The organism is Enterococcus sp. DIV2402 (genome assembly GCF_017426705.2).
Taxonomy (GTDB): Bacteria; Bacillota; Bacilli; order Lactobacillales; family Enterococcaceae; genus Enterococcus_F; species Enterococcus_F lowellii.
In genome coordinates, this window is record NZ_CP147251.1 from 2,219,212 (window position 1) to 2,244,847 (window position 25,636).

A 25,636-nucleotide genomic window follows, 5' to 3' on the forward strand; every position below is an offset into this window, starting at 1 on the left:
AACGAATATGCCTTTTTTATATGTTAAACCTTAACCTTTAGTTTAAGTCAAGTCTTTTAAATCAAAACAGAGAGACAAACGATGCTGTCTCTCTGTTTTAACTAATTATTTTCTAAATCTTCACCATTTGATGCAATAACTTTTTTATACCAATTAAATGATTTTTTCTTTTGACGATTGAAACTTCCATTCCCTTCATCATCCAAATCGACGTAAATGAAACCATAACGTTTACTCATCTCACCGGTGGAAGCTGCAACTAAATCAATGCAACCCCATGGTGTGTAGCCCATCAAATCGACACCATCTTCTACAGCCTCTTTCATTGTTTGAATATGCTTAGCTAAATACTCAATTCGATAGTCATCATTGATTGCTCCCTTTTCGTCGATTGTGTCTTTGGCACCTAACCCGTTTTCTACAATAAATAAAGGTACTTGATAACGGTCCCAAAGATCATTTAATGAAATACGTAAACCTAAAGGATCAATCTGCCAGCCCCATTCACTCGCTTCTAGAAATGGATTACGCACTCCCTCCATTAAGTTACCTGCTGCCGGATCTGTTTCTTCAGCACTTTTTTCGTTAATTGCCATACTCATATAATAGCTAAAGCCGATGTAGTCTACAGTATTGTCACGTAGTAGCTCTTCATCCCCTTCTTCCATGACAGGCATAGTCGCATTGTAGGTTTTTAACAATTGCTTGATATACGTAGGGTAATAACCACGAACTTGGACATCACTGGTAAAATAATCAAACGCACGTTGTTTCAATTGAGAAGCAAATTGATTCTCTGGATTACTATCGAATGCATATAAAGGCGCATAAATTTGCATACAACCGATTTGAATATCTTCCCTTACGCTTTTTCCAATTTTTACAGCTAAGGCACTTGCAACAAATTGATGATGCCACGCTTGAAAACGATTCGTATAATCATCTGAACCTGTTGAAGGGATTAACCCTTGAGATAATGCGGGAAACTCCATCGCAGAATTAATTTCATTAAAAGTCATCCAATATTTTACTTTGTGTGCATAACGCTCAAGAATCACTTTGGCATAGCGTTCAAAAAAAGCAACTAACTGTCGATTTTTCCAGCCACCATATTCTTTGGCTAGATGTAGTGGCATTTCATAGTGAGAAATAGTAATCACCGGCTCAATACCATAGCTTAAACATTCATCAATCAGCGCATCATAAAACGCTAAGCCTTTTTCGTTTGGTTCCAACTCATCTCCTTTAGGAAAAATACGACTCCAAGCAATTGAAAAGCGATATGCTTTGAAACCCATCTCAGCAAATAATGTAATATCTTCTTTAAAACGATGGTAATGATCAATCCCAACATGATTCGGATAACGATAGTTCGTTAGTTCAACATCCCAATTGAAATTTGGTGATGAAATAATCGACATTCGTTCACGTCCACCTGGCATTGCATCTGCAACCGACAAACCTTTACCATCAACATCATAAGCTCCTTCACATTGATTGGCAGCTGTCGCACCGCCCCATAAAAAGTCTTTTTTAAAAACCATTTTTCTAACCTCCCAAATAATCATTTCATCCTTATCGTATCACTTGACCTACAGATTAAGTCAATCTCTATTTGCTAAAATAAATCATCTTGACTTCACCTGTAGATTAACCTGTAAGATAAAACTACAGATGAAAGGAGCGAAATAATTTGAAAGACAATAAAAATCTACTCATTCTCATTTTGACGATTGGTGTATTTGGTATCATGAATACAGAAATGGGAATTATCGGGATTCTCCCGCTAATTGCTCAAGAATTCCATGTAAGCGTACCTACGGCTGGTTTATTAGTCAGTGGTTTTGCCTTGGTTGTTGCAATTGCCGGACCCACAATGCCGTTATTATTTTCCAAAGTAAATAGGAAAACTGTGATGGTACTTGCTTTAACAATTTTTACAGCAAGCAATATTTTCTCCATGTTTGCACCGAATTTTACATTGTTGCTTCTAGCAAGAATTATTCCTGCAGCATTTCACCCAATTTATGTTTCAATGGCCCTAACTGTCGCTGGAACCTCTGTTGAACGAAGCGAGTCAGCAAGAGCCGTTGCGAAAGTTTTTATTGGTGTTTCTGCTGGCATGGTTCTTGGTGTCCCCGTCACAAGTTTTATCGCAACTGAATTTTCTTTTGCAATGTCGATGTTGTTTTTTGCCGTTGTAAATGGCATTATGTTACTTGCTACTTTGCTATTTGTACCCTCAATGCCCGTTACAGAAGTATTGTCTTATGGAAAACAAGTGAGTGTTTTGAAAAAGCCGTTAATGTTAGTTGCAATTATTTTAGTCATTCTTTTGAATGGTGCATTATTTGGCTTCTACAGTTATCTTTCTGACTTCTTAGAAAATGTCACGTATTTATCTACACGGATGATTAGTTTTGTCCTCTTAATTTATGGGTTAACTAATATTTTAGGAAATATCATCGCAGGTCGTGTGCTCACTACCAACGCTAACAAAACCATTTTCATTATTCCCTTTGCTTTAATAACGACTTATGTCTTACTTTTTTTAACTGGTACCCTTTCTGGCGTAACTGTTTTATTAATAACAATTCTTGGCATTATCGCTGGAATTATCGCTAATATTAATCAATATGTTATTGCTGAGGCTGGACCAGAAGCGCCAGATTTTTCAAACGGACTATTTCTAACCGCTGCTAACCTTGGAACAACATTTGGACCAATTATCTGTGGAATCTTCATCAGTCAGTTTGGAACTATCTATTCTTTGTTTGGCGCGATTATTTTTGCCATTTTAAGTATTTTTGTTATTATCCTTAGAAATAAAATAGCGACTACTGCTTAAAAAACATCACAAAAACACGAATGAGTTGGTTGGATAACACCGTCCACTCATTCGTGTTTTTAATTATGCGTTTTGTGTGGTTAGTACTTTTTCATCTACTGAATTAGCCACTGGTGCAGGTGGAGTTATTTCTTCTGTATAAACAAATAGATTAATGACAAAAGTTACTACCATTCCGACACTACACCCTGCAACCATCCAAAGTAAATTTTGAATATTATCTGTAATATAAATAGGAAAAGCAAAAATTCCAGCACTTGCTGCAAAGGAATAGGCATAAGCACCCCCAAGTCCTGCAATTGCTGCACCAATAAAACTACCTATAGTTGCACCAATCATTGGTTTTTTAAATCTTAAATTTATCCCAAACATTGCTGGTTCAGTTACACCTGCCGTAATCGCTGTAATTGCACAAGTAGCTGCTGAAGATTTAATTGCTGCTGACTTTGATTTCACTGCTACAGCTGCTGCAGCTGCCCCTTGATTTAAATTAGCAATAATAATTGCTGTTAAAGCAATTGGTTCATACCCTAATGTCGCAAAAGATTGAACTAAATAAGGTGTGATTGCTGAATGCATCCCCGTTAATACCATGAATGGCCATGCAGCTGCTAAAATTGCTACTCCTAAAAATCCAACTGTATCATATAACCACATTACTGCTGCAGAGAAATAAACTCCTAAAATCGCTCCTACTGGTGCAATCAAGCATAACGTCAATGGAATCATAATTAGTAATGTTACTAGTGGTTCTAGAACTGCTCGAATTGCTACAGGAGAGTATTTGACAACTTGTTTTTCAACCTGACTCATTACAAAGACAGCAATAATTGTAGGGAAAATTGTACTTGTATATGAAGCATTATAAACTGGGATACTTAAAAAATTTAACTCTCCTTCAACTAAAGCATTAATAAAATTAGGATGGATTAACATTGCACCTAGCATCATGCCTAATCCCATATTCCCACCAAATTTTCTAGCTGCAGTTGCTCCTACAAAAACGGGTAAGAAATAAAAACCAGCATCTCCTGCAAAATCTAAAATAATATACGTACCGCTTTCAGTACTAATAGCATTGGTTAAACTTAAAACTAATGTGACAATTTTTAACATACCTGAACCAATTAACACTGGTAAAAGTGGCGAAATACAATCTGCAAAGGCATCAAATATCATACCGATTCCAAATTTTTTCTTGGTCGGAGTTGCCTCATTTTGTTCTGTTTCTTGTGATTGCTTTTTATCCCCTGAGAGACCTGTCTTATTAATAATTGCTTGGTAAGCATCTCCAACATTTTGTCCAATAATAACTTGATATTGTTCACCTGACCATTGAGCACCAATCACTCCTGCTAATTGAATAATTTCATCTTCTTTAACAGCTGCTCGATCTTTTATATTGAATCTCAAGCGAGTCATACAATGTGTAAAAAAAGCAATATTCTCTTTTCCACCTAAATCATCTATTATTTTTTCAGCTAAATCATTAAATTCATTTTTTTTATTCATAATTATCCTCCATAAAATTTATTTAGAATTTCACGTGCACATAAACGATTAATATGCAATATTAGATACAGTAATTCTTCATCCGAAACACGCCAATGAATGGTGCTTTCAAGAAAGTATTTCATTTTAATGGCACATTGATGGGCTTTAGGATATTCTATTTTAATGCTTGTAAAAACCCTGTTATTATCACTTTGAATGAGCGCATTTCCTTCTCTACGTTTAAGCAAATATTGAATATGAGAAACAAATCTTGCATAGTTCATTCCATCATGGTTTATTGACAAATTAAAATTTTGTTCAATAATTTCTGTTAATTTTTTTATAATAAACCGCTCATCAAAGACATATGCCTTATCAGCATCGGTATTATTTATACTGTTAATAAAATGCATTGCAATGCCAATTGCTTCTTCTTTAGGTAAAAAGACATTTAGTTGAGCATTAATCAAAGCTATAGCTTTTGTACTTACTTCCAATTCTTTTTTATAAAATTGCTTAAAATCATAGTAGACTGGCATCTTTATTTGAATCTTCTTTTTATATCTCTCGACAGCAAAACTAATATGATCTGCCAAAGCAAAAATACTTACTGAGGGAATTTCACTAGATATTTCTATTTGTGCCATTTCAACAATTTTTTCTGTTAAAACAAATATTTCTTCAGATAGTTCATTTAACAAATGTATATATTGATTATTTACACCGTAATATGTCCGCTTAACATTGCTTAAATCATTTAAAATATACGGTGTTTTAGGAAAACCAATTCCGGTGCCAAAAGCAATTAATTCGGTGCCATTACTATCTAAACAAATTGCAAAATTATTATTTATTTTTTTAATAACTTCTAGCACATTTCCACTCCTTCTTAGAGTAACCTCAAGTTTCTTTTATAGATGAGAGTTTTTTGCTATTAGTTACTAATAGTCCAACATTTACATCAAATGACAAAAATAAAACGCTATCATTTAAGAAGCTAAAAGCTATCCTTTCTCTTATTAATTTGGAAAATATTTTAATCACCTTTCTCTCAAAAAAAAAGTCTCCTATAAGTACATACCAAAAAAAGCTGTTATCGCTTTTTCGGGTAATGCCTCATAAGAGTAACAATCCCTATTTTATTTCTAAATAACTAGTCTGATTTCACTTTAACATTCAAGTTATTTTTCGGACCTCCTTTCTTTCAGACTATTCTTCTAGATAATACTCCTTAATCTACAGGTTAAGTCAACGTAAAATTCACTCTTTTTATCATGTATAAAATAAAAGAACTATAGTTTATAATCTACAGTTCTTAATTTCTTCTATCTCACATAGCTTGATTGTGAAATTGGCTTGAATCTTTGTTAAGTTCAGAGATTTTATGATTTAAACGTTCAATTGTTTGACCTAATTCATAATATTGCTCAATTAATTTGGAACGCTCATTGACTAATAACTTTTTCTTAGATTCTTGATTGTTTTGTGACAGATTATCAATTTCTGTATATCTAAGAAGCGCCTCAATCGATAATCCTGCACTTCTTAAACAAGTAATCATTTTTAATTTTTTGATATCTTCATAAGAGTAGCTTCGAACACCACCATTTTTTCGTTTTACAGGTGGTATTAACCCCATACGCTCATAGTATCGTAAGGTAACTGGTGTAACGCCTATAATTTTTGCTACTTCGGAAATTCCCATGATTAATGTCCTCCTATTAAACTAGTCCTTTATCAGCTTAAAAATATTTTGCTCAGCTGTTCAAGATAATCATAAGATGTTAGAATAGAAATATCAAATACCTATATTGAATACATATATATAACTAAAAAGCATAGGAGATATACATGGAATTTAGATTGTTAAGATATTTTATTGCCGTAGCCGATCAACAAACAATTTCAGGCGCTGCCAGACAGCTCCATCTTTCACAGCCCACGCTTTCAAGGCAATTAAGTGAGTTGGAAGAAGAATTAGGCGTAAAATTATTTATTCGAGGAAACAGAAGAATTTCCCTCACCAATGAAGGCATGTATTTGTTATCGAAAGCTCGAGAAATTGTTAGCTTAGCCGAAAAAACCGAAGCAAACTTCAAAAATTCAACAAAAACAATTAGTGGTGAAATTCATCTAGGTAGTGGCGAATCTGATGCTATCAGAATTATTGCACAATCGGTTAAAAATGTGACCGATCAACATCAAGATGTGCAATTTCATTTATATAGTGGAAATGCCGAAGCAATTTTTGAAAAATTAGAAAATGGTTTACTAGATTTTGGAATTATTGTTGATCCCCCCGTTGATAAAAATGCTTATGATTATTTGCAACTTCCTATTAAAGACACTTGGGGCGTTTTAATGCACAGAGACAGTGACTTGTCCTTAAAAAAAGTAATCTCACCTGAAGATTTGACGAATCAACCATTAATTTTATCCCAGCAATCGATTATCTACAATGAATTATCGGGATGGTTTGGAAAGGATATCAAAAACCTAGATATTCGCTGCACCTATAATTTAATTTATAATGCAGCAAAAATGGTGGAAGCAAACGTAGGATACGCCATTTGCTTAGATAAACTGATTGACACCTACAGTAATCCTACTGTTTGTTTTAGACCGTTATATCCCAATTTGACTGCTAATTTGTATTTAATATGGAAAAAGCATCAGGTATTTTCTAAAGCTTCTTCCACTTTTTTAAAACAGCTTCGAAGTGATATTGAAAAATATACGATTATTGAAAAATAATATTCACCGAGTAAATTTGAAACTATCAATTTACTCGGTGAATATGTTATGCTATTGAGCCTCTTTTTGATTATATGTCAGAAGCAATTTCAATGATTTTTACTACTTTAGCTGGAACACCACCAACAATTGTATTAGGAGAAACATTTTTTGAAACCACGGCTCCTGCAGCAATAATTGAATTATCTCCAATAGTCACTCCGGGAAGAATGGTCGCATTTGAACCAATCCAAACGTTCTTGCCGATAATAATAGGTGCCGGGTACAACGTTGTCCTGTCTTCCGGTTGAATCCCATGATTTAAAGTGGCAAGCACAACGTTATGACCAATCAGGGTATGATCTCCTATAAAAATTCCGCCTTGATCTTGAAAATTACAGCCCGCATTTATAAACACATTTTTCCCCAATGTGATATTTTTGCCTGAATCAGTGTAAAAAGGTGGGAAAATACTCAATGTTTCATCCACTACTTTGCCAGTTAATTCGGAAATAAATTGACGTATTTCTTGACTAGAATAATAATCTCTATTCATTTTTGTTGTAATTTTTCTCGCTTCATTGCTAAGATATGATAGCATTTTTTGTTGCTCAGTTCCTGGTCGAATAAGCTTCCCAGCATCTACATAATCATGAAATTCTTGAATATCCATATTTACCTCCGTCCATTTATACGCTTTGAGAAGTTGGGCGAATAATCATATTGCTTACAGACATTCTATCAGGCGTATCAATTGCAAATAAAACAGCTTGGGCAATATCTTCAGATGTTAAACCATTTTCTTTTTGGTCTTCGTGTAAAGCTAATGCAACTTTTTTGTCACTAATTGTATGATATAATTCTGTTGCTACAGCTCCGGGTGAAATGATGGTTGATTTAATATTGTTTAATCGTTGTTCTTGACGTAGTCCCTCCATGATGGTACGTACAGCAAATTTAGTTCCACAATAAACAGCTGAGTCTGGATAGACAACATGTCCAGCAACTGAATCAGTTGAAATAATGTGTCCACTTTTCTGCTTAATCATAGTAGGCAAAACAGCTGAAATCCCATTCAATACACCCATAATATTAATATCTAACATTTGTTGCCATTCCTCACGGCGATTTTCACTTAGTGCGCCAGTCGGCATAACTCCTGCGTTATTATATAAGACATCAATTCGCCCGTATTTTTCTAACGCAAAATCTGCTACTTTTTGAACATCCTCTATCTTTCTTACATCTGCTTTTAAATAATCAATTGCCGCTTCAGGTATACTTTCTTTCAATGCTTTCAAACGTTCTTCTCTTCTCGCAGCAATAATTAATTTTGCACCATGTTCTGCAAGTAAAGTCGTAGTGGCTTCACCGATTCCACTAGATGCGCCCATAATAATAATTACTTTTTCCGCTATTTTTTTCATCTTATCTTGTCCTCTCTTATTAGGTTTAAAATTAGTGTAGCACTTAAACTTAAGGTTAAGTCAACACGTATGATTCATTATAAAAAGAGCAATTGTTTAATAAACAAAAAAAGCTAGAGTCTACTCTAACTTTTTAAGGAAATCTTAGATTAAATTGTTTTGGTATCAATGACAAAACGATACCTAACATCCGAACGAAGCACCCGTTCGTAGGCTTCATCAATCTTGTCTGCAGAAATCAACTCAATTTCTGGCATGATCTGATGTTCTCCACAAAAATCAAGCATTTCTTGCGTTTCTTTAATACTGCCAATTGCCGAACCTGCAAATGAACGACGTGCAGAAATTAAACGACTGATGTGTAACGAAGCTGTATCTGCTGGTGCGCCAACATTGACCAGCGTGCCATCTAACTTCAGAAGATTTAAGTAACTATCATAATCCAAAACTGCACTCACAGTGTTAATAATTAAGTCGAACGAATTTTTTAATTGACTAAACGTTTCTGAATCAGAGGTTGCATAATAAGCGTGCGCACCAAAGTTTAAACCGTCTTCTTTTTTACTTAACGTTTGTGATAAAACAGTGACATTCGCCTCCATCGCACTCGCAATCTTTACTGCCATATGTCCCAAGCCACCTAATCCAACTACTGCCACATTTTTTCCTGCTGCGTGCCAATGATTTAATGGCGAATAGGTCGTAATCCCTGCACATAATAAGGGAGCTGCTTTTTCTAAAGGGATTGATTCTGGAATGCGTACAACAAATGCTTCTGTTACCACAATATGAGAAGCATAACCACCTTGCGTATAGTGACCATATTTATCAATAGCTGCATACGTACCTGTGTGACCATGGGGGCCCTCGCAATACTGCTCTTCGCCTTCTTTGCAATGTTGACATTCTCCACAAGAATCAACCATACAGCCTACTCCTACGCGATCACCTACTTGATATTTCTTGACACTAGAACCGACCGCAGATACAATCCCTGCAATTTCATGTCCCGGAACCAGTGGATACGCCACTTCGCCCCATTCTCCTCTTACAGTATGAATATCGGAATGACAAATTCCAGCATATTTAATTTCAATTAATACGTCATCATTTTGTAATTCTCGCCGTTCAATCCGAGTCGTTTGAAAATTATCTTCGGGTCCAAATACGGCTTTTGCATTTACCTGATACATTCAAAATACCTCCTTAGTAACGAATCAATGACAATTTTATAGTTTTCCACTAAATACTGGAAAATCACTGTATTCGCCATAATTCTCTAAACCAATCTTTTTCAAAGCTTCTAAATCTTCCGCGGTAATTTCAAAATCGACCGAAGCATTGCTACGAATGTGCTCGATATTTTCTGATTTAGGTAATGGCAGAAGTCCTAATTGTAAACAATAACGAATACATAATTGTGGTACAGAAATCTCATATTTTTTCGCCATCTCCATTACTTCTTGATGTTTTAAAATTTCACCATGTGCAACTGGTGAATAAGCTTCCACTAAAATATTATTTTCTTGGCAATAGTTAATCAACGGTAGTGGCGTCTTGCCGACATGCGTTAAGATTTGATTCACCATTGGCTTGATTGTCCCATTTTCAATCAGATTCTCAATATCCACTTGATCAAAATTAGACACACCAATCGCACGTAATTTTCCTGACTGATAAGCTTCTTCTAGAGCTTTCCACGCCTGCAAGTTCCCTTCAAAAAAGTGTTTGCCATTACGAAATTCGCTCCAAGGTTGTGGGCTATGAATAATCATTAAATCAATATAATCAAGTGCCATTTTTTCTAATGATTCATCAATTGCCTTGACTGCTTCATCATAATCTTTAATTTCTGCGGCTAATTTTGTAGTAACAAAAATTTCTTCTCGTGCAACAGTTGACTGACGAACACCTTCTCCAACACCACGCTCATTCCCATAAGCCTGAGCAGTATCGATATGACGATAGCCAATAGCCAACGCTTCTTTAACAATCGTCGCAACGTTTGTATCGTCAATCATCCATGTTCCTAGACCTAATTTAGGAATTGTTACCTCATTTGATAGTGTATAACTTTCATTTAATACCATGATTCATTCCTCCAATATTTGTTAGGATAATTCTACTATACAACTTCACCTTGACTTCAAGTCAACAAAAAAATAAACCCATCATACTGATAGGCTTATCTCTGATTTTTTCAACTTTTATAACAATGTACAGCTAAACGAACGAAAATAGTTTATTCAACTTCCAAATTTAAACTGGTACTATGCGCAGGCTGTGTGCGATTTTTTGGATTAATGTAATGTAAGGCATTATTTACAGCAGTCGGTGCTTCGCCAAATCCTGTCGCAATTAAATTGACTTTGCCGTCATACAACGTGATATCCCCGCAACAATACACCCCTTCCATCGAGCTACGCATATCCGAACGAACCGGAATCCCTTGACGAGAACTCGTCATGCCCCAGTCTTTTAAGTTTAACGAAGAGGAGAAACCGTAATTAACGATTAAATAATCCACAGATAAACGAACGGTTTCGTCACTTTTTGGTTCTTGAAGGTAAATCTCTTCTAACATTCGTTCTCCCGCGACATCTTTAATGATATACGGGGTCATAATGTTAACAGAGGATTGTTTTAATTGATTAACGCTATGTTCATGCGCGCGAAACTCTGAGCGACGATGAATCAAAGAGACCTCGGCAGCAATTGGGGCTAACATCAACGCCCAATCAATCGCAGAATCACCGCCACCAGCAATGGCGACTTTTTTCCCAGCGTATTTCATCAAATCCGGGACATAATAATCAATGCCGTAGTTTTCAAAATTTTCAGCATTCGGTACGGTTAATTTTCGTGGTTGGAACGAGCCGTTGCCTAAAGCTAAAATAACCGCACGTGAATAATGCGTTCGTTTATTCGTCGTTACTTCAATGATGCCGTCTTCTTGGCGCTCAATTTTTAAGACTTGTTCTTCTAAGCAATAGCGTTGATTAAACGTAGTAATTTGTTTTTCCAATTTTTGTACCAAATCACCCGCTTTAATTTTAGGGTATCCCGGAATATCATAAATGTATTTTTCAGGATACAAGGTGGACAGTTGACCACCGAGTTGCGGTAAGGTGTCAATAATTTTCGTTTTGGCATTGCGCATTCCAGCATAAAAGGCAGCGAACATCCCCGCCGGACCTGCGCCAACAATTGTAATATCGTAAATAGTCAATGTTCGTTTCCTCTCATAATTTTTTATTTAAAAACTTGTGGGAAATTCTCCCATTTTTCGTTGATGATACAATAATGGCAAGACGTCTTCATGAGTAATATCTATAACTTCACCAATCAAAACTAGATGATCACCAGCATCGATACGTTTATATAATTTGCATTGTAACGCTGCTGCCACATTTTCCAAAACAGGTACCTGATGCTCTGATTGATACCAATCACATTTTTGAAAACGGACCTCTGTTTGCTCACGATTTGCAAATAACAAAGCGATTTCTTTTTGATGATGCGCTAAGATATTAATAGTAAAGCGGTCGACTTCTTGAAATGTTTTATAATTGGAAGACTCTTTCCCAATAGACCATAAAACTAATAATGGATCAACGGATACTGAGGCAAATGAATTAACTGTTAAACCAATCGGCTCATTCTTTCCATCAAAAGTCGTTACCACTGTGACTCCTGTAGGATAATTTGCCATCACTTCCTTAAACGAATGAACTGTCATTTATCTATAACCTACTTCCCTAGCTATTTTACGAATCCTTTTTATTAATAAACAAGATAAGAGGCGCTTGGCATCTTATCTTGTTTAAAAGTTTAATTTAATGCTGCTTCGTATTTTTCAGAAACTGTATCCCAGTCAATAATTTTAAAGAAATTTGTTACATATTCAGGTCGTCTGTTTTGATAATTCAAATAATACGCATGTTCCCAAACATCCAAGCCTATAAGGGACGTTTTGCCTTCTGAAATTGGATTGTCTTGATTTGGTGTACTTGTAATAGCCAATTTATCTTCATTTAAAACTAACCAAGCCCAACCAGAACCAAATCTACCAGTCGCAGCTTTAGCAAATTCTTCTTGGAATTTATCAAAGTCGCCGAAAGTTTGATCAATTGCTTCTGCTAATTTTCCAGTTGGCAGATTGTTTTCTTTTGGTGCTGTTAATGTTTCCCAAAAGAAGGAATGATTAAAATGACCTCCGCCATTGTTACGAACTGCCGTTTGAATAGCTTCAGGTAGTTCATCTAAATGAGTTAATAAGTCCTCTAAAGATTTATCAGCTAATTCCGCATGACCTTCAAGAGCCGCATTTAGATTATTTACATACGTTTGATGGTGTTTCCCATAATGAATTTCCATCGTTGTTTGATCAATTACTGGTTCTAAAGCATCAAAAGCGTATTTTAATTCTGGTAATGAAAATGTAGTCATTTAAATTCCTCCAAACAATTTATACTTTATAAACCTTTTAGTTTAGAAAGTATATTAAGTTTAAAGCAAGTAAGTAGTAAAAGTCAATCACTTTATTCACAAATTCTTACTTGCTTTTTATCTTTTCTTCTTCAAATACAATCATGAAATGACAATGGTTTTCACCATCTGCTTTACATTGCGTTCGCTCAACCCTTGATGTACCTAAGACATCTTTGAACATGGCTGTCTCACAATGACAGGCTTGTTTAAAATTTTTAGCAACTTCAAAAATTGGACAATGATGTTCAATTAGTTCAAATTTATTTTGTGTGACTTGAATAACATCTGCCATATAACCTTTTTCTGCTTGAATATCTCGTAATATTTGAACTTTTTCAGTATTGGTTTGCGCTTGTTCCATATAGGGAATGTATTTATTTGCTAAACGTTTCCCACGATTTTCAAATAATTGATTAATCAGTTGATCGCCTTGCATATCATGTAAATCATTTAAAAAATCGACTGTTAAATTATCGTAATTTTTCGGGAATAGGCTATCCGCTTTACTAGATAATGAGAAAAATTGAACAGGACGCCCCATAGGTTGCTTCTCTTCTGAAATTTTGAGAAAAGCATCTCGATCCAAAGCATTTAAATGTTTACGAACAGCCATTTCGGTAATTTCCAGTTCTTGTGCTAACTGATTAACGGTCATGCTAGTTCGTTTTTTTAATAAATCTAGGATTTTCTCTTTTGTTGTTAGACGAGAATTGTTCATTTCTTCACCTCCATACCATTTCATCATAACACAAGAATATGGATTAAAAAAATGAGAAGTAATGCTTGTTAGTTATAAAAAAATACTGACTTCTTGACAGTTACTTTGCCTTATCTAGCACTTATGTTCTTCCAGTTTTGTGTAATATTCTTTCATTTCTGTTTCCCACTTCTGTTTGTCCTTTTCAGTAATATTACGAATAACCTTAGCAGGATTCCCTCCAACAATTGTATTTTCTGGCACATCTTTAGTCACTACCGCGCCTGCACCTACAATTGAATTTTTACCAATGGTTACACCGGGTAGTATCGTTGCGTTTGCTCCAATCCATACATTATCTTCCACTTTGATGGGTAAGCCAAATTCCAAATCTTTTATCCGTACAGTTGGATCAGTCGGATGCCCCGCAGTGTAAAAACCTGCACGCGGTCCAACCATAACATTGTCTCCAAAAATAATTTTATTGACATCCAAGAAGACACAATCCATATTGGCATAAAAATTTTCACCAATTTCCACGTGGCGACCGTAATCTACATATAAAGGTGGATTCACATAGAAAAATCCCCCTGTTTTACCAAATAATTTTCTTTCAAGTGCCACGATTGCTTCTTTATTTTCAATTGGTTCCTGATTAATTTGTTGTGCTAGTTTTTTCCCTGCTAACGAGCCATTTTCAGGGAAAATATTTGGTGCAAAATACAATTTTCCTGCTAACATTTGTTCATAATCAAAATCTTTTTCCATTATCTTTTCTCCTTGCTTATTAAATAATTTAAGCCTAAGTGTACAAGACCATTTAAATAATCTTCTTGAAAGGTCTTTGCTAAACGAATTTCTGGTAGTTCAAAATAAGGAAAAATCGTTTTTAAACGCGTTCTAATTTCCTGAAGAACGATTTCAGAAAATTGTGTAACATTCGTATAAACTACAATTTGTGTCGGATCATACATACTGATAATTGTTTGTAAGACTTCTTCGATTTGTTTTTCTAAACTCGCAAAGTCTTTCGGGAAAACGCCTTGATGCTCTAATGGCAAATGTTTTATTTCACCACTTAGTCCATGTTTGCCATGGAAAATTTTGCCATTGATGACAATTCCTGCACCCGGTGGATAATTTTTTGGATAATACAATGATACAAAAATATCTTGTGTTGCTTGGTTCAAAGAATGGCTCAATGTTGCTGCATTAATATCATTTTCAATTAAGACTGCCAAAGAAAATTCATCTTCCATTAATTGTCGAAAGTTCAAATTATATAATGGTTCAAAATCCATAATTTGTAACTTACCTTCTAATTCTGCACCTGGAATACCAAATACTAGGAGTTCAATTGCCGGATATTCGTTTAAGATTTGATGGATTTTTTGTTTTAGTGGTTCTAAGGCTAATTCGTCAGCAGTTAATAACCACTGATTAATGATCTCCCCAAACAAATTATGCACAAAAAGATGTCCTGCCATGTCGGTTCCTGCTTCTGCAAACTGCAAAATTAATAGTTGTTTAACATTAGGATTATAACGATAAACAGTTGCACGTCGTCCACCTGTGACTACCGCTTCTTCTTGAGTAATTACTTCGCCAGATTCTTTTAAATCTATTAATAATTTATTGATACTGACTACACTCAAACCCGTTCGTTCAGAAAGTTCTTTTGAAGAAAAACTAGCTCCACTACGAAAAATTTGACGAAGCATTTCCAAATTATGATATTTTACATTCGTCGGTTTATGTGCTTTCAATGCCTTTCCTCCTTATAAAATATTTAACTGTTTTAAAGCAAATTCAATACCATCTGATTCGTGATCATAGGTAATAAAGGTAGCTGCTTCTTTCACTTGCTCGTTGGCATTTCCCATTGCAATTGCATGTGTAACTACTTCAAACATACTAATATCGTTATTACCATCACCAAAAGCATACGTATTTGTTTCATCCAACAATTCTAAACGCTGCAATAGTTCTTCAATTCCAGCTTTCTTTGAACGATTTTTATTTACAATTGCCATTGAAAATGGACTATCTCGGTAAAAAGTTAACGTCTCATCAAAACGTTCTTGTAATAAGCGATCATTTTTCACTTTTTCACTAAATAAATACAACATGTTAATATCTGCATTTTGATGGAAATTTGGATCAATTTCCGGTAACGGAGCGTTATCTAATTCGTATAACTTTTCAGTCGCCTCATCAATAAAATTAATACGATAGTCAAAAGGTGTATAACAAGCCACAGGATGCCCTAAATTTCCTGCGAAAGCTAATACATCAGCCATCAATTGTTTTTCAATTTGATGATTTGCAAAAACTTCGCCTTCAATGACCACATATTGTCCATTCAAGCTGACATAAGAATGAATCGCTGTTCCTTTGGTAATCTCTTCAATTTCGATAGGCGACCGTCCACTAGCAATCACAGTTAAATAATTTTGTTCTTCTAGCTGTGTTAATAATTTTAAATTATTTTCGCTTATTTTTGATTGTTTATTTAATAGTGTCCCATCTAAATCAAAAAAAATAACGCCTTTATATTTTTTCATTTTATCACTCCTATCAACTTAAGTTTATAAATATTGTTTATAAACTTAGTAAAAATTTTTATCCCTAATTAATACGGGTATCTAGTTGCATTTTAAAATAAAACCCAAAAGAAAGCAATAAGAAAAACGAATGTCTCTTTTTTTGAGACATTCGTTTGATTACGAGCGCTGTAAGAAATTTAACAACATGCTCTTCATATTTTTACCAAATACAATTCCAAGAAATACTAAGGCACCCGCTAAGGAAATACAACTCACTAAAATAACTGAATGCATTTTGCTATTGATTGTCAGCACCTGAGATAAACCAAGGAATAACATGATACAGCTAATCTCCATTGCGAAGGTTGCTTGTAAAACTTTTAAGTAGTATGTACGAGCATATTTTAATGGATGAATCGCAAAAGTCTGCGTAATGAAGCGATATGTTCCCACAACCGAAAACATTAAACTTAAAATTGAGGCTAATGACATTCCAGTTCCTTCAAAAAAATAGATGCAAGGAACTTGTAAAATCAATTTGAAGACAAGCACTTGTGTCGTAAAATAAATAGCTTTGCGGTGGGCATTTAGTGCTTGTAAAATCGACAATAATACCGTAAAAAGACCAGTTAAAAAGGTTGCTGCTATAGCTAATGCCAAATACATACTACCCGCTAAATTATAACCAAAAAAGATTGTATTTAATGGAATCGATAATAAAATCATGCCGACTGATGAAGGTAATAATACAGTTAGTGATAAACGTAATGTATCTGAAACTCCTGTCAGTAAATCTTCTTTGTTCCTTAACGTACTTAATAATGGCAATGAGGTCACAGTAATTGAACCAATAATCGAAAGTAACAAAGGAGTCAGTTTATTGGGATTCGCTGATGCAAAAGTATACAATGTCTCTAATTGTGTTTGATTGAAAATCGGTTTCAGAAACTGAATAATAGGTTTTAGTGACACTTGATCAATTAATTGCATTAACGAAACAACCGATCCCACATATACAAACGGTAGTGACTCTTTGATAATATCGATGGTCACTTCTTTTGACTTTCGTAAATAATGCAATGGTAAAATAAAGAAATCTCGCAAACGAAATAACCCTTCTTTTTTACCTAAAGCGACTAAATACAAAATAGCGACAATCCCACCCACGCAAGAAGCAAAGGTACTAATCACAACCGCTGATAAAATATCACCACCTGCAATAACGCGAATATAATAGGTTCCACCAACGATAACTACCACTCGAACGAACTGCTCAACTACTTGAGAAATTCCAAAAGGCATGATTAAGTTTGATCCTTGAAAATATCCTCGAATAGCACTTAATATTGGAATGATTAGCAAGGACGGACACAAACTACGAATCGCATAAATTGCTGCTTCTTGATTAGCAACTGGACTAATCTTGCTTAAAACAGGTGCAAACAAAAACATTAAAATCGCTGATACGATACCAATAACTTCCATAACTGCTAAGGCACTTCGAAAGAGTTCTCTTGGCTTTTCTTGATTTTTTTGATGACTTAGTTCTGCTATTTTTTTGGCAATCCCACTGGGAAATCCTGCAGTACCCAAAGATAAAAATAACGCATAAGGTAAGTATGCTACATTGTATAGCGCTTGCGCTTGGTGCTGTTCCTGATAATTCCCCATGAACATTAACCACGGAATCAAGTAAACAATTCCTAATATTTTACAAATCATATTAGCGGCAGATAGCCAAAACGTTCCCGATAATAATTTATTTTTCAAAGTTATTCTCTTCTTTCTCTCAACTGAATTAACTTTATCCAACTTTGAGTTATCGTGCAAATTTATTTGTAAAATAACTATGAAAATTTAACATTTTCTTATATTGTGATTGATTCTTTTAATTTTTCAACTGTCTTTTCACCAAAGCCGTTCACTTCTTTTAATTCTTCGATTGTTTTAAACTGCCCATTTTCATCTCGATAGTCGATAATCGCTTGCGCTTTTGCAGGACCGATGCCTGTAAGTGTTTGTAATTCTGTGAGGTCTGCTGTATTAATATTAACTAAGGATGATTCTTTACTCGTATTGCCTTCATTGGTTACGGATGGTATAGATAATTCCTTGGCCTCTTCTTTATTAGGAACATAAATCATTTGCTGATCCGTTAATTTTTCTGCTAAATTCAATTGACGTTCTTCTGCTTTATCCGTAAATCCACCAGCTAACAGTACAATTTCTTCTACCCGAGCGCCCGGTTCTAGTTCATAAACGCCCGGCTTTTTTACTTCACCTTTAATATCGATGACCATTTTCGCTGAACTCGAACTAGATGTTATTTCTACGGGAGGAGTTTCTGACTGTTCCATTGGTAATTCCTCCCAATCAGAAACGGTGGCTTTTTTGGGAACAAAGATATAAATAACACTGATTGCAACAATAATAACTACAAAAACTGGAAGATATTTTTTATATTTTTCTACTCTACTCATCCAATCACACCTTTCATTATCTAGATACGAAAAAAGCGCTACTTTCTTTTTTGAAAGTAGCACTTTTTTAAATAAATTGATTCATTTCTTTTACTGAATGAACGGTGTAATTGGCATCAATATCTTCTAATAGGTTTTCTAAATCATAAAAAATAGACTGAATACCGGCATTTCTGCCTGCGTCAACATCCATTGTGCGGTCACCAATCATTACGGTCTTATCTGGTATCATCTGATATTTATCAACTAGATAATTTAAAGAAGCCGGATTTGGTTTTCTCGGAAAATTATTTTCAGGTCCGACAATTTCTTCAACTAAATGAAGCATTCCTTCTCGTTCTAATAATTCTTGCGTGGATGCTACTAAGCGATGGGTTAAAATATAATTTTTCTTCCCTTTTGCGACGATTGCTTCTAAGACTTCTTTCGTGCCTGGATAAGAGACTGGAATCCGTGGATCTTTTGCCTCGTAGCCTTTATAAATCTTCGTAAATTCATCAAAATCTAAATGGTATTTTTCAGCAATAGCCGCTGATGATTTCTCTTTCAAAATTTGATAGATTTCTCGACGATTTGCTTGGATACCATAATCGTTTAATGTTGACATAAACCCTTCTAATATCACTGGATACGAATCATACAAAGTGCCGTCAAAATCCCAAATATACTCTTCAAACATAAACTACAAAACTCCTCTAATTCTTAAATGAATGGATTGGTGCTGGAATACGTCCCCCACGTTGAATAAAATCAGTTGATTTCGCTGGATTTGTCTTCATTACCGGAGCTGTTCCTAACAATCCGCCAAATTCGATCATATCTCCTACTTTTGCACCACTCGCAGGAATAATACGAACTGCAGTTGTTTTGTGATTAATGACACCAATCGCAGCTTCATCAGCAATCATTGCAGCAATTGTTTCTGCAGGTGTATCACCAGGAATAGCAATCATATCTAACCCAACGGAACAAATAGCTGTCATTGCTTCTAATTTTTCAAGATTTAATAAACCATTTTCAACCGCTTTAATCATACCGGCATCTTCAGAAACTGGAATGAATGCGCCTGATAAACCACCTACATGATTACATGCCATCACGCCACCTTTTTTCACTGCATCATTTAACAGTGCCAAAGCGGCGGTTGTGCCATGTGTTCCGACTGATTCCAAACCCATTTCTTCTAAAATCAATGCCACACTATCGCCAACAGCTGGTGTAGGTGCCAGAGAAAGATCGACAATTCCAAAAGGTACATTTAATCGTTCAGACGCTACACGTCCAACCAATTGACCCATGCGTGTAATCTTGAAGGCTGTTTTCTTCACTGTTTCAGCAACAATATCAAAAGATTCGCCCTTAACTTTTTCTAAAGCACGTTTCACTACACCAGGTCCACTAACGCCGACATTAATGACACAATCGGCTTCACCAACACCATGAAAAGCACCGGCCATAAACGGATTATCTTCTACCGCATTTGCAAAAACAACTAATTTCGCACAACCCATATCAGACGCTTCCGCAGTGTTTTTAATTGTTTCTCCCATTAACTTAACCGCATCCATATTAATTCCAGTTTTCGTTGAACCAATATTGACAGATGAACAAACAAAAGAAGTTTCAGCTAAAGCTTGAGGAATCGATTCAATTAAGGCACGGTCTGCACCTTGATAACCTTTTTCAACTAAGGCACTATATCCACCAATAAAGTTTACTCCTACCGTTTGTGCAGCACGATCCAATGTTTTAGCAAATTTCACACATTCTTCTGCTGTTGCACGTGAAGCAGAAGCCACAATCGCAATTGGTGTGACTGAGATACGTTTGTTAATGATCGGAATACCATATTCCATTTCAATCGCTTCGCCAACTTTTACTAAATCTTTGGCGCGTGTGGTAATTTTTTGATAAATTTTTTCGCAGGCTGCATCTACATCAGCATCCATACAATCTAATAAAGAGATCCCCATTGTAATTGTACGAATATCTAAATTTTCTTCTTCGACCATGCGAATCGTTTCTAGTATTTGATTTGTTTCCATGATTTGCCTCCTGATTATAATTTGTGCATCGCTTCAAAAATTTCTTCATTTTGAATACTAATTTTAACACCTAAAGCTTCGCCAATCTTTGATAATTCTTGACGTGTATGCTCAAAATCAGTTTGCTTATCCATTTCTAACATCATCATCATTGTAAAATATTCTTGCATAATTGTTTGTGTTACATCAACAATATTTATTTCTAATTCAGATAGTTTTTGACTAACTCCTGCAATAATTCCTACTTTATCTTTACCAATAACCGTTAAAATAGCTCTCATCAACGATTCCTCCTTGAATTTTTTTCTATTATAGCATACCTTTCGTTTCCTCACGATAGCTACTATCAAAATAAATGTAAATATTTTCAGAATATTTACAAAAAAAAGCAAGAAATCCCTCAAGAATTTCTTGCTTTTTATTTAATGACTTGATGATTAATCTAAAATTGTTACTTGAACTGTACGACGACCCCAAGCAATACATTCTGCGTAAGTTGAGAAATGTACATCAACGATATTTCCTTGGATTGCGCCACCTGTATCACTAGCAATTGCTTCTCCGTAACCTTCAACATACAATCTTGTACCTAATGGAATAACATTTGGGTCAACCGCAACAGCCATTGGGTTTGATAATAAGTTTTGACCAGTTGCAGTAACAGTTCCACCACCTAAAGTGTCAGCTGGATCTGAACTATATGCAGTAGATTCCATTGTTAATGTACGACCAGAAGGACTTTGTGTTGTTTGTTCAGGTTGTGCTTCTGTTTGAGTATCTGCTTGCACTTCTGCAACTGCAGGTTCAGTAGTTGTAGCAGGCGCTGATACTTCAGCAGAACCATCTGTGTTAATTTTTAATTGTTGACCATCAAAAATAATATCTGGATTTGAAATATTATTGTCTTGAGCAATTTTATTTACATAGCTTGCATCTCCAAAGTATTGGATAGAAATGTTCGACAATGTATCGTGTGAACGTACTGTATGTTCTACTTGATCAGCGTTTACTGTTAAAGAAAAACCTGCGATACTTAAAAATGCGGCACTACCTAGTAAAATTTGTTTGAATTGTTTCATTATATATAGACTCCCTTAAATCAAAATTTTGTATTGCCGAAGCAACTGGATAAATCTTACCAAGAGTTGCGACTCTTTAGGTAACAAAAAAGTGACGAAATGTTTCAATTTGATGTATCTTCACTTTTTTTGTCATTTAATTTAATTTTTTCCACAATAAATGTTGATTTAATAAGGAATCATTTTTAGAAATTAGTTACTTTTTGTAATAAAAAAAATTTAAAAAAACTAAAAAATTGGTATGATCCAAAAAATAAAACGCTTTTTTAATTGGATTGTTACAAAATATCATCTTTTATGACAATTTAACAGTGAGAAATCTTTTCTAAAATCATTTCATTTCTTTATATTTAATCGATGAAAAAACTTTTTCTTCTATTTAATAAAGATAAAAAATGCGTCTTCCGAGTGGAAAACGCATTTTTATTAGAAAGTTAACTTTTCAATTCGATCAAAAGCTTCTTTTAATTGTTCTAAATCTTGAGTCACGGCCAAACGTACATGAGTGTCACCAGTTTTATGTCCAAAAGCTTTTCCTGGAATCATTAAGACGTTGGTTTCTTTTAAGACTTTCTCAACAAATGCCACTGAGGTTAGTTGAGTTTTTTCAATATTAATGAAAGCATACATCGTTCCTTTAATTTCCCCTAATGAAAGAAATGGTAACGCATCCACACGTTTTTTGACGTATTCTAAACGCTCTTGAAAGACGTTAACTACTTTAGGAACTAACTCCTCTGAATGCTTGAGTGCATAAATTCCTGCTTGTTGCGAAATTGCAGGAGCAGAAAAAGTAACATTTTCATTAATTTGACGGACAACATCATTCACATAGGCTGGTGCAATCATATACCCAATTCGCCAACCAGTCATCGCAAATGCTTTAGAAAAACCACTAAACGTAATGGTGTGCTCTGAAGCAAAAGTTGCCATCGGAGTAAAGTCTTCATAAAAACTCAATTCTTCATAAATTTCATCCGAAAGAATAAACAAGTCCTTAGCAATTGCCAACTCAGCAATCCCTTTAAATGTTTCTTTCGAAAATACTGCCCCTGTTGGATTGTTAGGTGAATTAATTAAAATCGCTTTTGTTTTATCCGTAATGGCTTGTTCTAAAATAGTTAAATCAATTTGAAACCCATCTTTTTCATACGTAGGAATAAAAACAGGAATTCCTCCAGCTGCTTCAACTTGTTCTTTATAGGGAGAAAAATACGGTTCATGAATAATTACTTCATCGCCTGGATCTATAATTGCTAACAAAGCTAAATACGTTCCGTGCATCGCACCAACTGTTGCGCGCACTTGATTCAGTTCAAAGGTCAGTCCATATCGGTTTTGATAGTGATCAACCACTGCTTGTAAAAACTCGCGACTCCCATCAGAAGCCGTATATTTTGTATGCCCTAATTTCGCATCGCTAAAAGCCGCTTCAATAATCGTTTGATCTGTAATTAAGTCTGGATCACCAATTGATAAATCGATTAAATCGGTTTTACTTTTGGCCAACATTGCAATATCCATTAAGAGGTTTTCTGTTGGTTGTTGATATTTTTTTGCAATTTTTGATGCATTCATTTTTTGCATCTCCTTTGGTTATAACACTTTATTTAAGAAACTTTGCGTCCGTGGATTCTGCGGATTGCCAAAAATTTCTTCAGGTGTTCCTTGTTCTTGAATAATACCTTCATCCATAAAAATGACACGATCAGCTACTTCTCTTGCAAAACCCATTTCATGAGTTACAACAACCATGGTCATTCCGTTTTCGGCTAGATTTTTCATAACTGATAATACTTCGCCTACCATTTCTGGATCAAGTGCTGAGGTTGGTTCATCAAAAAGCATAACATCAGGGTCCATCGCTAATGCACGGGCAATCGCTACTCGTTGTTGTTGCCCACCTGAAAGATTTGCTGGATAGCTACTGCTTTTTTCTTTTAAACCAACTTGTTCTAATAATCTCAAAGCATTTTCTTTTGCTTTTTGTGGATTTTCTTTTTTTACTTTAATTGGGCTAATTGTTAAGTTTTCGACTACCGTTTTATGGGGAAATAAATTAAAACTTTGAAAAACCATCCCCATTTTTTGACGTAATTGATCAATATTAGTGCCTTTATCCAGAATATTAATCCCTTCAAATTCAATACGCCCATCAGTAGGTTGCTCTAATAAATTTAAACAACGTAAAAATGTACTTTTTCCGCTTCCTGAAGGACCAATAATCACCACAACTTCGCCGGCGTTAACGGTCAAATCGATGCCTTTTAATACCTCATTTTCACCATATGTCTTGTGTAAGTTTTGAATATTAATCACTTGTGTTCATTCTCCTTTCAGCGACACCTAATAAACGAGAAAGTGTAAAGGTTAAAACAAAATAAATTAAGGAAACAATCACGTAAGGTAAGAATGGTTTGAAACTTGCACCTTGTACATTTCCCGCTTGGAAAATTAGTTCCGAAACACCAATAACCGAAACAACAGAAGATTCTTTAATAACTGTCACAAACTCATTTCCAAGTGCCGGTAAAATGTTTTTAATTGCTTGTGGGAAAATAATAAATCGCATCGCTTGCGTTTGATTCATTCCTAAAGAACGTGCTGCTTCTAATTGTCCTTTATTCACGGCTGTAATTCCCGCACGAATGATTTCAGCTACATATGCCCCACTATTTAAAGCTAAAGCAATACAACCAGCTGCCAAACGAGACATATCAACGCCCAGAATTCCGGTACCAAAATAAACGATAAAAATTTGAACCAATAACGGTGTGCCTCTTACATATTCAATGTAAATCGTTGCTAAAATGCGAACGAATTTCGACTTAGCTAATTTCATTAAAGCTAGAAATGCGCCTAAAATTGTTCCGAACAACACGCCAATTAAGGCTAAGAAAATTGTATACCCAGCACCATTTACATAAAATTTATAATATTTGGCAAAAAAACCTTGCTCATCATGAAACATTAGTTCATTGGCTTCTTTTTTATATTCTTCTAACAAGCCTTCATCTTTAATTTCTTTAATAGAAGTATTGATACTTTCTAGTAACACAGGTGCATTTTTAGGAACTGCTACTGCGGTATCCTTGTCACCATCTTTAAACTCAACATCAGCAAATACCAAATCAGGATTACGATCGACATAAGCTTCTGCTACCGGACCTTCTAAAATTGCGGCATCTACTTTCTCATTTTTCAAATTCATAATAACATCTGGAATTTTTTGTAGAGAAGTTGGGACTGAGCCAACTAATTCATTTTGTGCTAAAGCTTCTTGTGTCGTTTGCTTTTGCACGCCTACAGGAACACCTTCAAAATCGAGTGTATTCTTATACTTATCAGCATCGTCTTTACGGACAATCACTCGTTGCTTCATTGTCATATACGTATCAGAAAAATCCACTTCTTTTAAGCGCTCTTCGGTAACGGCCATTCCAGAAATAATCAAATCGATTTTCCCTGTTTTTAACGCACCTAATAGCGCATCAAAACCGAGTTCTTCAATATGAAGTTTAACCCCCATATCATCAGCTATTTTTTGTGCAATTGAAATATCAAAGCCAACAATCGTATCTTTTCCATCAATCTCTGCATGGAATTCATACGGAGCATAATCTGCGGATAATCCGACAATTAATTCTCCTTTTTGCTGAATCTTTTCATAATATGGATCGGTTGTCTCTGCTAATACGGTTTTAAATGGAATAAATTGAATAAATAGCATCAAAACTGGCAACAAAAACAACCCAATTTTTTTTATCTTGCTCACAATTAGTTCTCTCCTTTTTCT

At 35.0% G+C, this 25,636-nt stretch carries 26 protein-coding genes; 2 read left to right on the forward strand and 24 right to left on the reverse strand.

All coding sequences use genetic code 11. From position 1 onward, the window contains the following. Positions 1–101: 101 nt before the first annotated feature. Positions 102–1,544: a glycoside hydrolase family 1 protein gene (locus DOK78_RS10795; protein WP_207940356.1), complete on the reverse strand. Its 1,443-nt coding sequence runs from the start codon at positions 1,542–1,544 to the stop codon at positions 102–104. 149 nt (positions 1,545–1,693) lie between these two features. Here DOK78_RS10795 and DOK78_RS10800 point away from each other — a divergent pair, with 149 nt between their 5' ends. After that, on the forward strand, positions 1,694–2,848 hold the full coding sequence (locus DOK78_RS10800) for an MFS transporter (protein WP_207940355.1): 1,155 nt from the start codon (positions 1,694–1,696) through the stop codon (positions 2,846–2,848). 63 nt (positions 2,849–2,911) lie between these two features. On the opposite strand, the gene DOK78_RS10805 is transcribed toward DOK78_RS10800, so the two are convergent. The 3 genes from DOK78_RS10805 to DOK78_RS10815 form a co-directional block, all read right to left on the reverse strand. Next, positions 2,912–4,360, reverse strand: a complete 1,449-nt coding sequence (locus DOK78_RS10805; RefSeq protein WP_207940354.1) for a PTS transporter subunit EIIC — start codon at positions 4,358–4,360, stop codon at positions 2,912–2,914. A 2-nt stretch (positions 4,361–4,362) separates the two neighbouring features. After that, complete coding sequence (locus tag DOK78_RS10810) at positions 4,363–5,217, reverse strand: PRD domain-containing protein (RefSeq protein WP_207940353.1); 855 nt, start codon at positions 5,215–5,217, stop codon at positions 4,363–4,365. 455 nt (positions 5,218–5,672) lie between these two features. Continuing rightward, positions 5,673–6,047: a MerR family transcriptional regulator gene (locus DOK78_RS10815; RefSeq protein WP_207940352.1), complete on the reverse strand. Its 375-nt coding sequence runs from the start codon at positions 6,045–6,047 to the stop codon at positions 5,673–5,675. Between the two features lie 146 nt (positions 6,048–6,193). Between DOK78_RS10815 and DOK78_RS10820 the strand changes: the two genes are divergently transcribed. Beyond that, complete coding sequence (locus tag DOK78_RS10820) at positions 6,194–7,096, forward strand: LysR family transcriptional regulator (RefSeq protein ID WP_207940351.1); 903 nt, start codon at positions 6,194–6,196, stop codon at positions 7,094–7,096. A 70-nt stretch (positions 7,097–7,166) separates the two neighbouring features. Here DOK78_RS10820 and DOK78_RS10825 read toward each other — a convergent pair whose 3' ends face one another. The 20 genes from DOK78_RS10825 to DOK78_RS10920 form a co-directional block, all read right to left on the reverse strand. Further along, entirely contained in the window at positions 7,167–7,748 is a 582-nt protein-coding gene (locus DOK78_RS10825; RefSeq protein ID WP_207940350.1) for a sugar O-acetyltransferase, read from the reverse strand. Between the two features lie 16 nt (positions 7,749–7,764). Further along, positions 7,765–8,502: an SDR family oxidoreductase gene (locus tag DOK78_RS10830; protein ID WP_207940349.1), complete on the reverse strand. Its 738-nt coding sequence runs from the start codon at positions 8,500–8,502 to the stop codon at positions 7,765–7,767. A gap of 149 nt (positions 8,503–8,651) precedes the next feature. After that, a complete protein-coding gene (locus tag DOK78_RS10835) occupies positions 8,652–9,695 on the reverse strand; it encodes an NAD(P)-dependent alcohol dehydrogenase (RefSeq protein WP_207940348.1) in 1,044 nt (347 codons plus the stop codon). 36 nt (positions 9,696–9,731) lie between these two features. Continuing rightward, a complete protein-coding gene (locus tag DOK78_RS10840; RefSeq protein ID WP_207940347.1) occupies positions 9,732–10,592 on the reverse strand; it encodes an aldo/keto reductase in 861 nt (286 codons plus the stop codon). 152 nt (positions 10,593–10,744) lie between these two features. Then, positions 10,745–11,731: an NAD(P)/FAD-dependent oxidoreductase gene (locus DOK78_RS10845; RefSeq protein WP_207940346.1), complete on the reverse strand. Its 987-nt coding sequence runs from the start codon at positions 11,729–11,731 to the stop codon at positions 10,745–10,747. A gap of 27 nt (positions 11,732–11,758) precedes the next feature. Continuing rightward, complete coding sequence (locus tag DOK78_RS10850; protein WP_207940345.1) at positions 11,759–12,241, reverse strand: flavin reductase family protein; 483 nt, start codon at positions 12,239–12,241, stop codon at positions 11,759–11,761. 92 nt (positions 12,242–12,333) lie between these two features. Then, positions 12,334–12,951 carry a superoxide dismutase gene (locus DOK78_RS10855; RefSeq protein ID WP_207940344.1) on the reverse strand — a complete coding sequence of 206 codons (618 nt, stop codon included), beginning with the start codon at positions 12,949–12,951 and terminating at the stop codon, positions 12,334–12,336. 106 nt (positions 12,952–13,057) lie between these two features. Continuing rightward, positions 13,058–13,711 (reverse strand): helix-turn-helix transcriptional regulator, encoded by a 654-nt coding sequence (locus DOK78_RS10860; RefSeq protein WP_207940343.1) that lies wholly within the window; start codon positions 13,709–13,711, stop codon positions 13,058–13,060. Between the two features lie 114 nt (positions 13,712–13,825). Then, positions 13,826–14,458, reverse strand: a complete 633-nt coding sequence (locus DOK78_RS10865; protein ID WP_207940342.1) for a sugar O-acetyltransferase — start codon at positions 14,456–14,458, stop codon at positions 13,826–13,828. After that, the gene (locus DOK78_RS10870; protein WP_207940341.1) at positions 14,458–15,456 is read right to left on the reverse strand and encodes an ROK family protein; all 999 of its coding nucleotides are present in this window, start codon (positions 15,454–15,456) and stop codon (positions 14,458–14,460) included. Before DOK78_RS10870 ends, DOK78_RS10865 begins: the two co-directional genes overlap by 1 nt. A gap of 12 nt (positions 15,457–15,468) precedes the next feature. Next, entirely contained in the window at positions 15,469–16,254 is a 786-nt protein-coding gene (locus DOK78_RS10875; RefSeq protein WP_207940340.1) for a Cof-type HAD-IIB family hydrolase, read from the reverse strand. Between the two features lie 159 nt (positions 16,255–16,413). After that, positions 16,414–18,006, reverse strand: coding sequence for an oligosaccharide flippase family protein (locus tag DOK78_RS10880; RefSeq protein WP_207940339.1), 1,593 nt, complete (start codon positions 18,004–18,006; stop codon positions 16,414–16,416). Positions 18,007–18,104: 98 nt separating this feature from the next. After that, the gene (locus DOK78_RS10885; protein ID WP_207940338.1) at positions 18,105–18,716 is read right to left on the reverse strand and encodes a helix-hairpin-helix domain-containing protein; all 612 of its coding nucleotides are present in this window, start codon (positions 18,714–18,716) and stop codon (positions 18,105–18,107) included. Positions 18,717–18,783: 67 nt separating this feature from the next. After that, entirely contained in the window at positions 18,784–19,395 is a 612-nt protein-coding gene (locus DOK78_RS10890) for an HAD-IA family hydrolase (RefSeq protein ID WP_207940337.1), read from the reverse strand. Between the two features lie 16 nt (positions 19,396–19,411). Further along, positions 19,412–20,761, reverse strand: a complete 1,350-nt coding sequence (locus DOK78_RS10895) for a PFL family protein (protein WP_207940336.1) — start codon at positions 20,759–20,761, stop codon at positions 19,412–19,414. Between the two features lie 14 nt (positions 20,762–20,775). Beyond that, the gene (locus DOK78_RS10900; RefSeq protein WP_207940335.1) at positions 20,776–21,042 is read right to left on the reverse strand and encodes an ACT domain-containing protein; all 267 of its coding nucleotides are present in this window, start codon (positions 21,040–21,042) and stop codon (positions 20,776–20,778) included. Between the two features lie 156 nt (positions 21,043–21,198). After that, positions 21,199–21,840 carry a 3D domain-containing protein gene (locus DOK78_RS10905; protein ID WP_207940334.1) on the reverse strand — a complete coding sequence of 214 codons (642 nt, stop codon included), beginning with the start codon at positions 21,838–21,840 and terminating at the stop codon, positions 21,199–21,201. Between the two features lie 426 nt (positions 21,841–22,266). Next, entirely contained in the window at positions 22,267–23,418 is a 1,152-nt protein-coding gene (locus DOK78_RS10910; protein ID WP_207940333.1) for a pyridoxal phosphate-dependent aminotransferase, read from the reverse strand. Between the two features lie 18 nt (positions 23,419–23,436). Continuing rightward, complete coding sequence (locus DOK78_RS10915; protein ID WP_207940332.1) at positions 23,437–24,159, reverse strand: ATP-binding cassette domain-containing protein; 723 nt, start codon at positions 24,157–24,159, stop codon at positions 23,437–23,439. Beyond that, a complete protein-coding gene (locus DOK78_RS10920; RefSeq protein WP_207940331.1) occupies positions 24,152–25,615 on the reverse strand; it encodes an ABC transporter permease subunit in 1,464 nt (487 codons plus the stop codon). The genes DOK78_RS10915 and DOK78_RS10920 overlap by 8 nt, the downstream gene beginning before the upstream one ends. Positions 25,616–25,636: the final 21 nt, after the last annotated feature.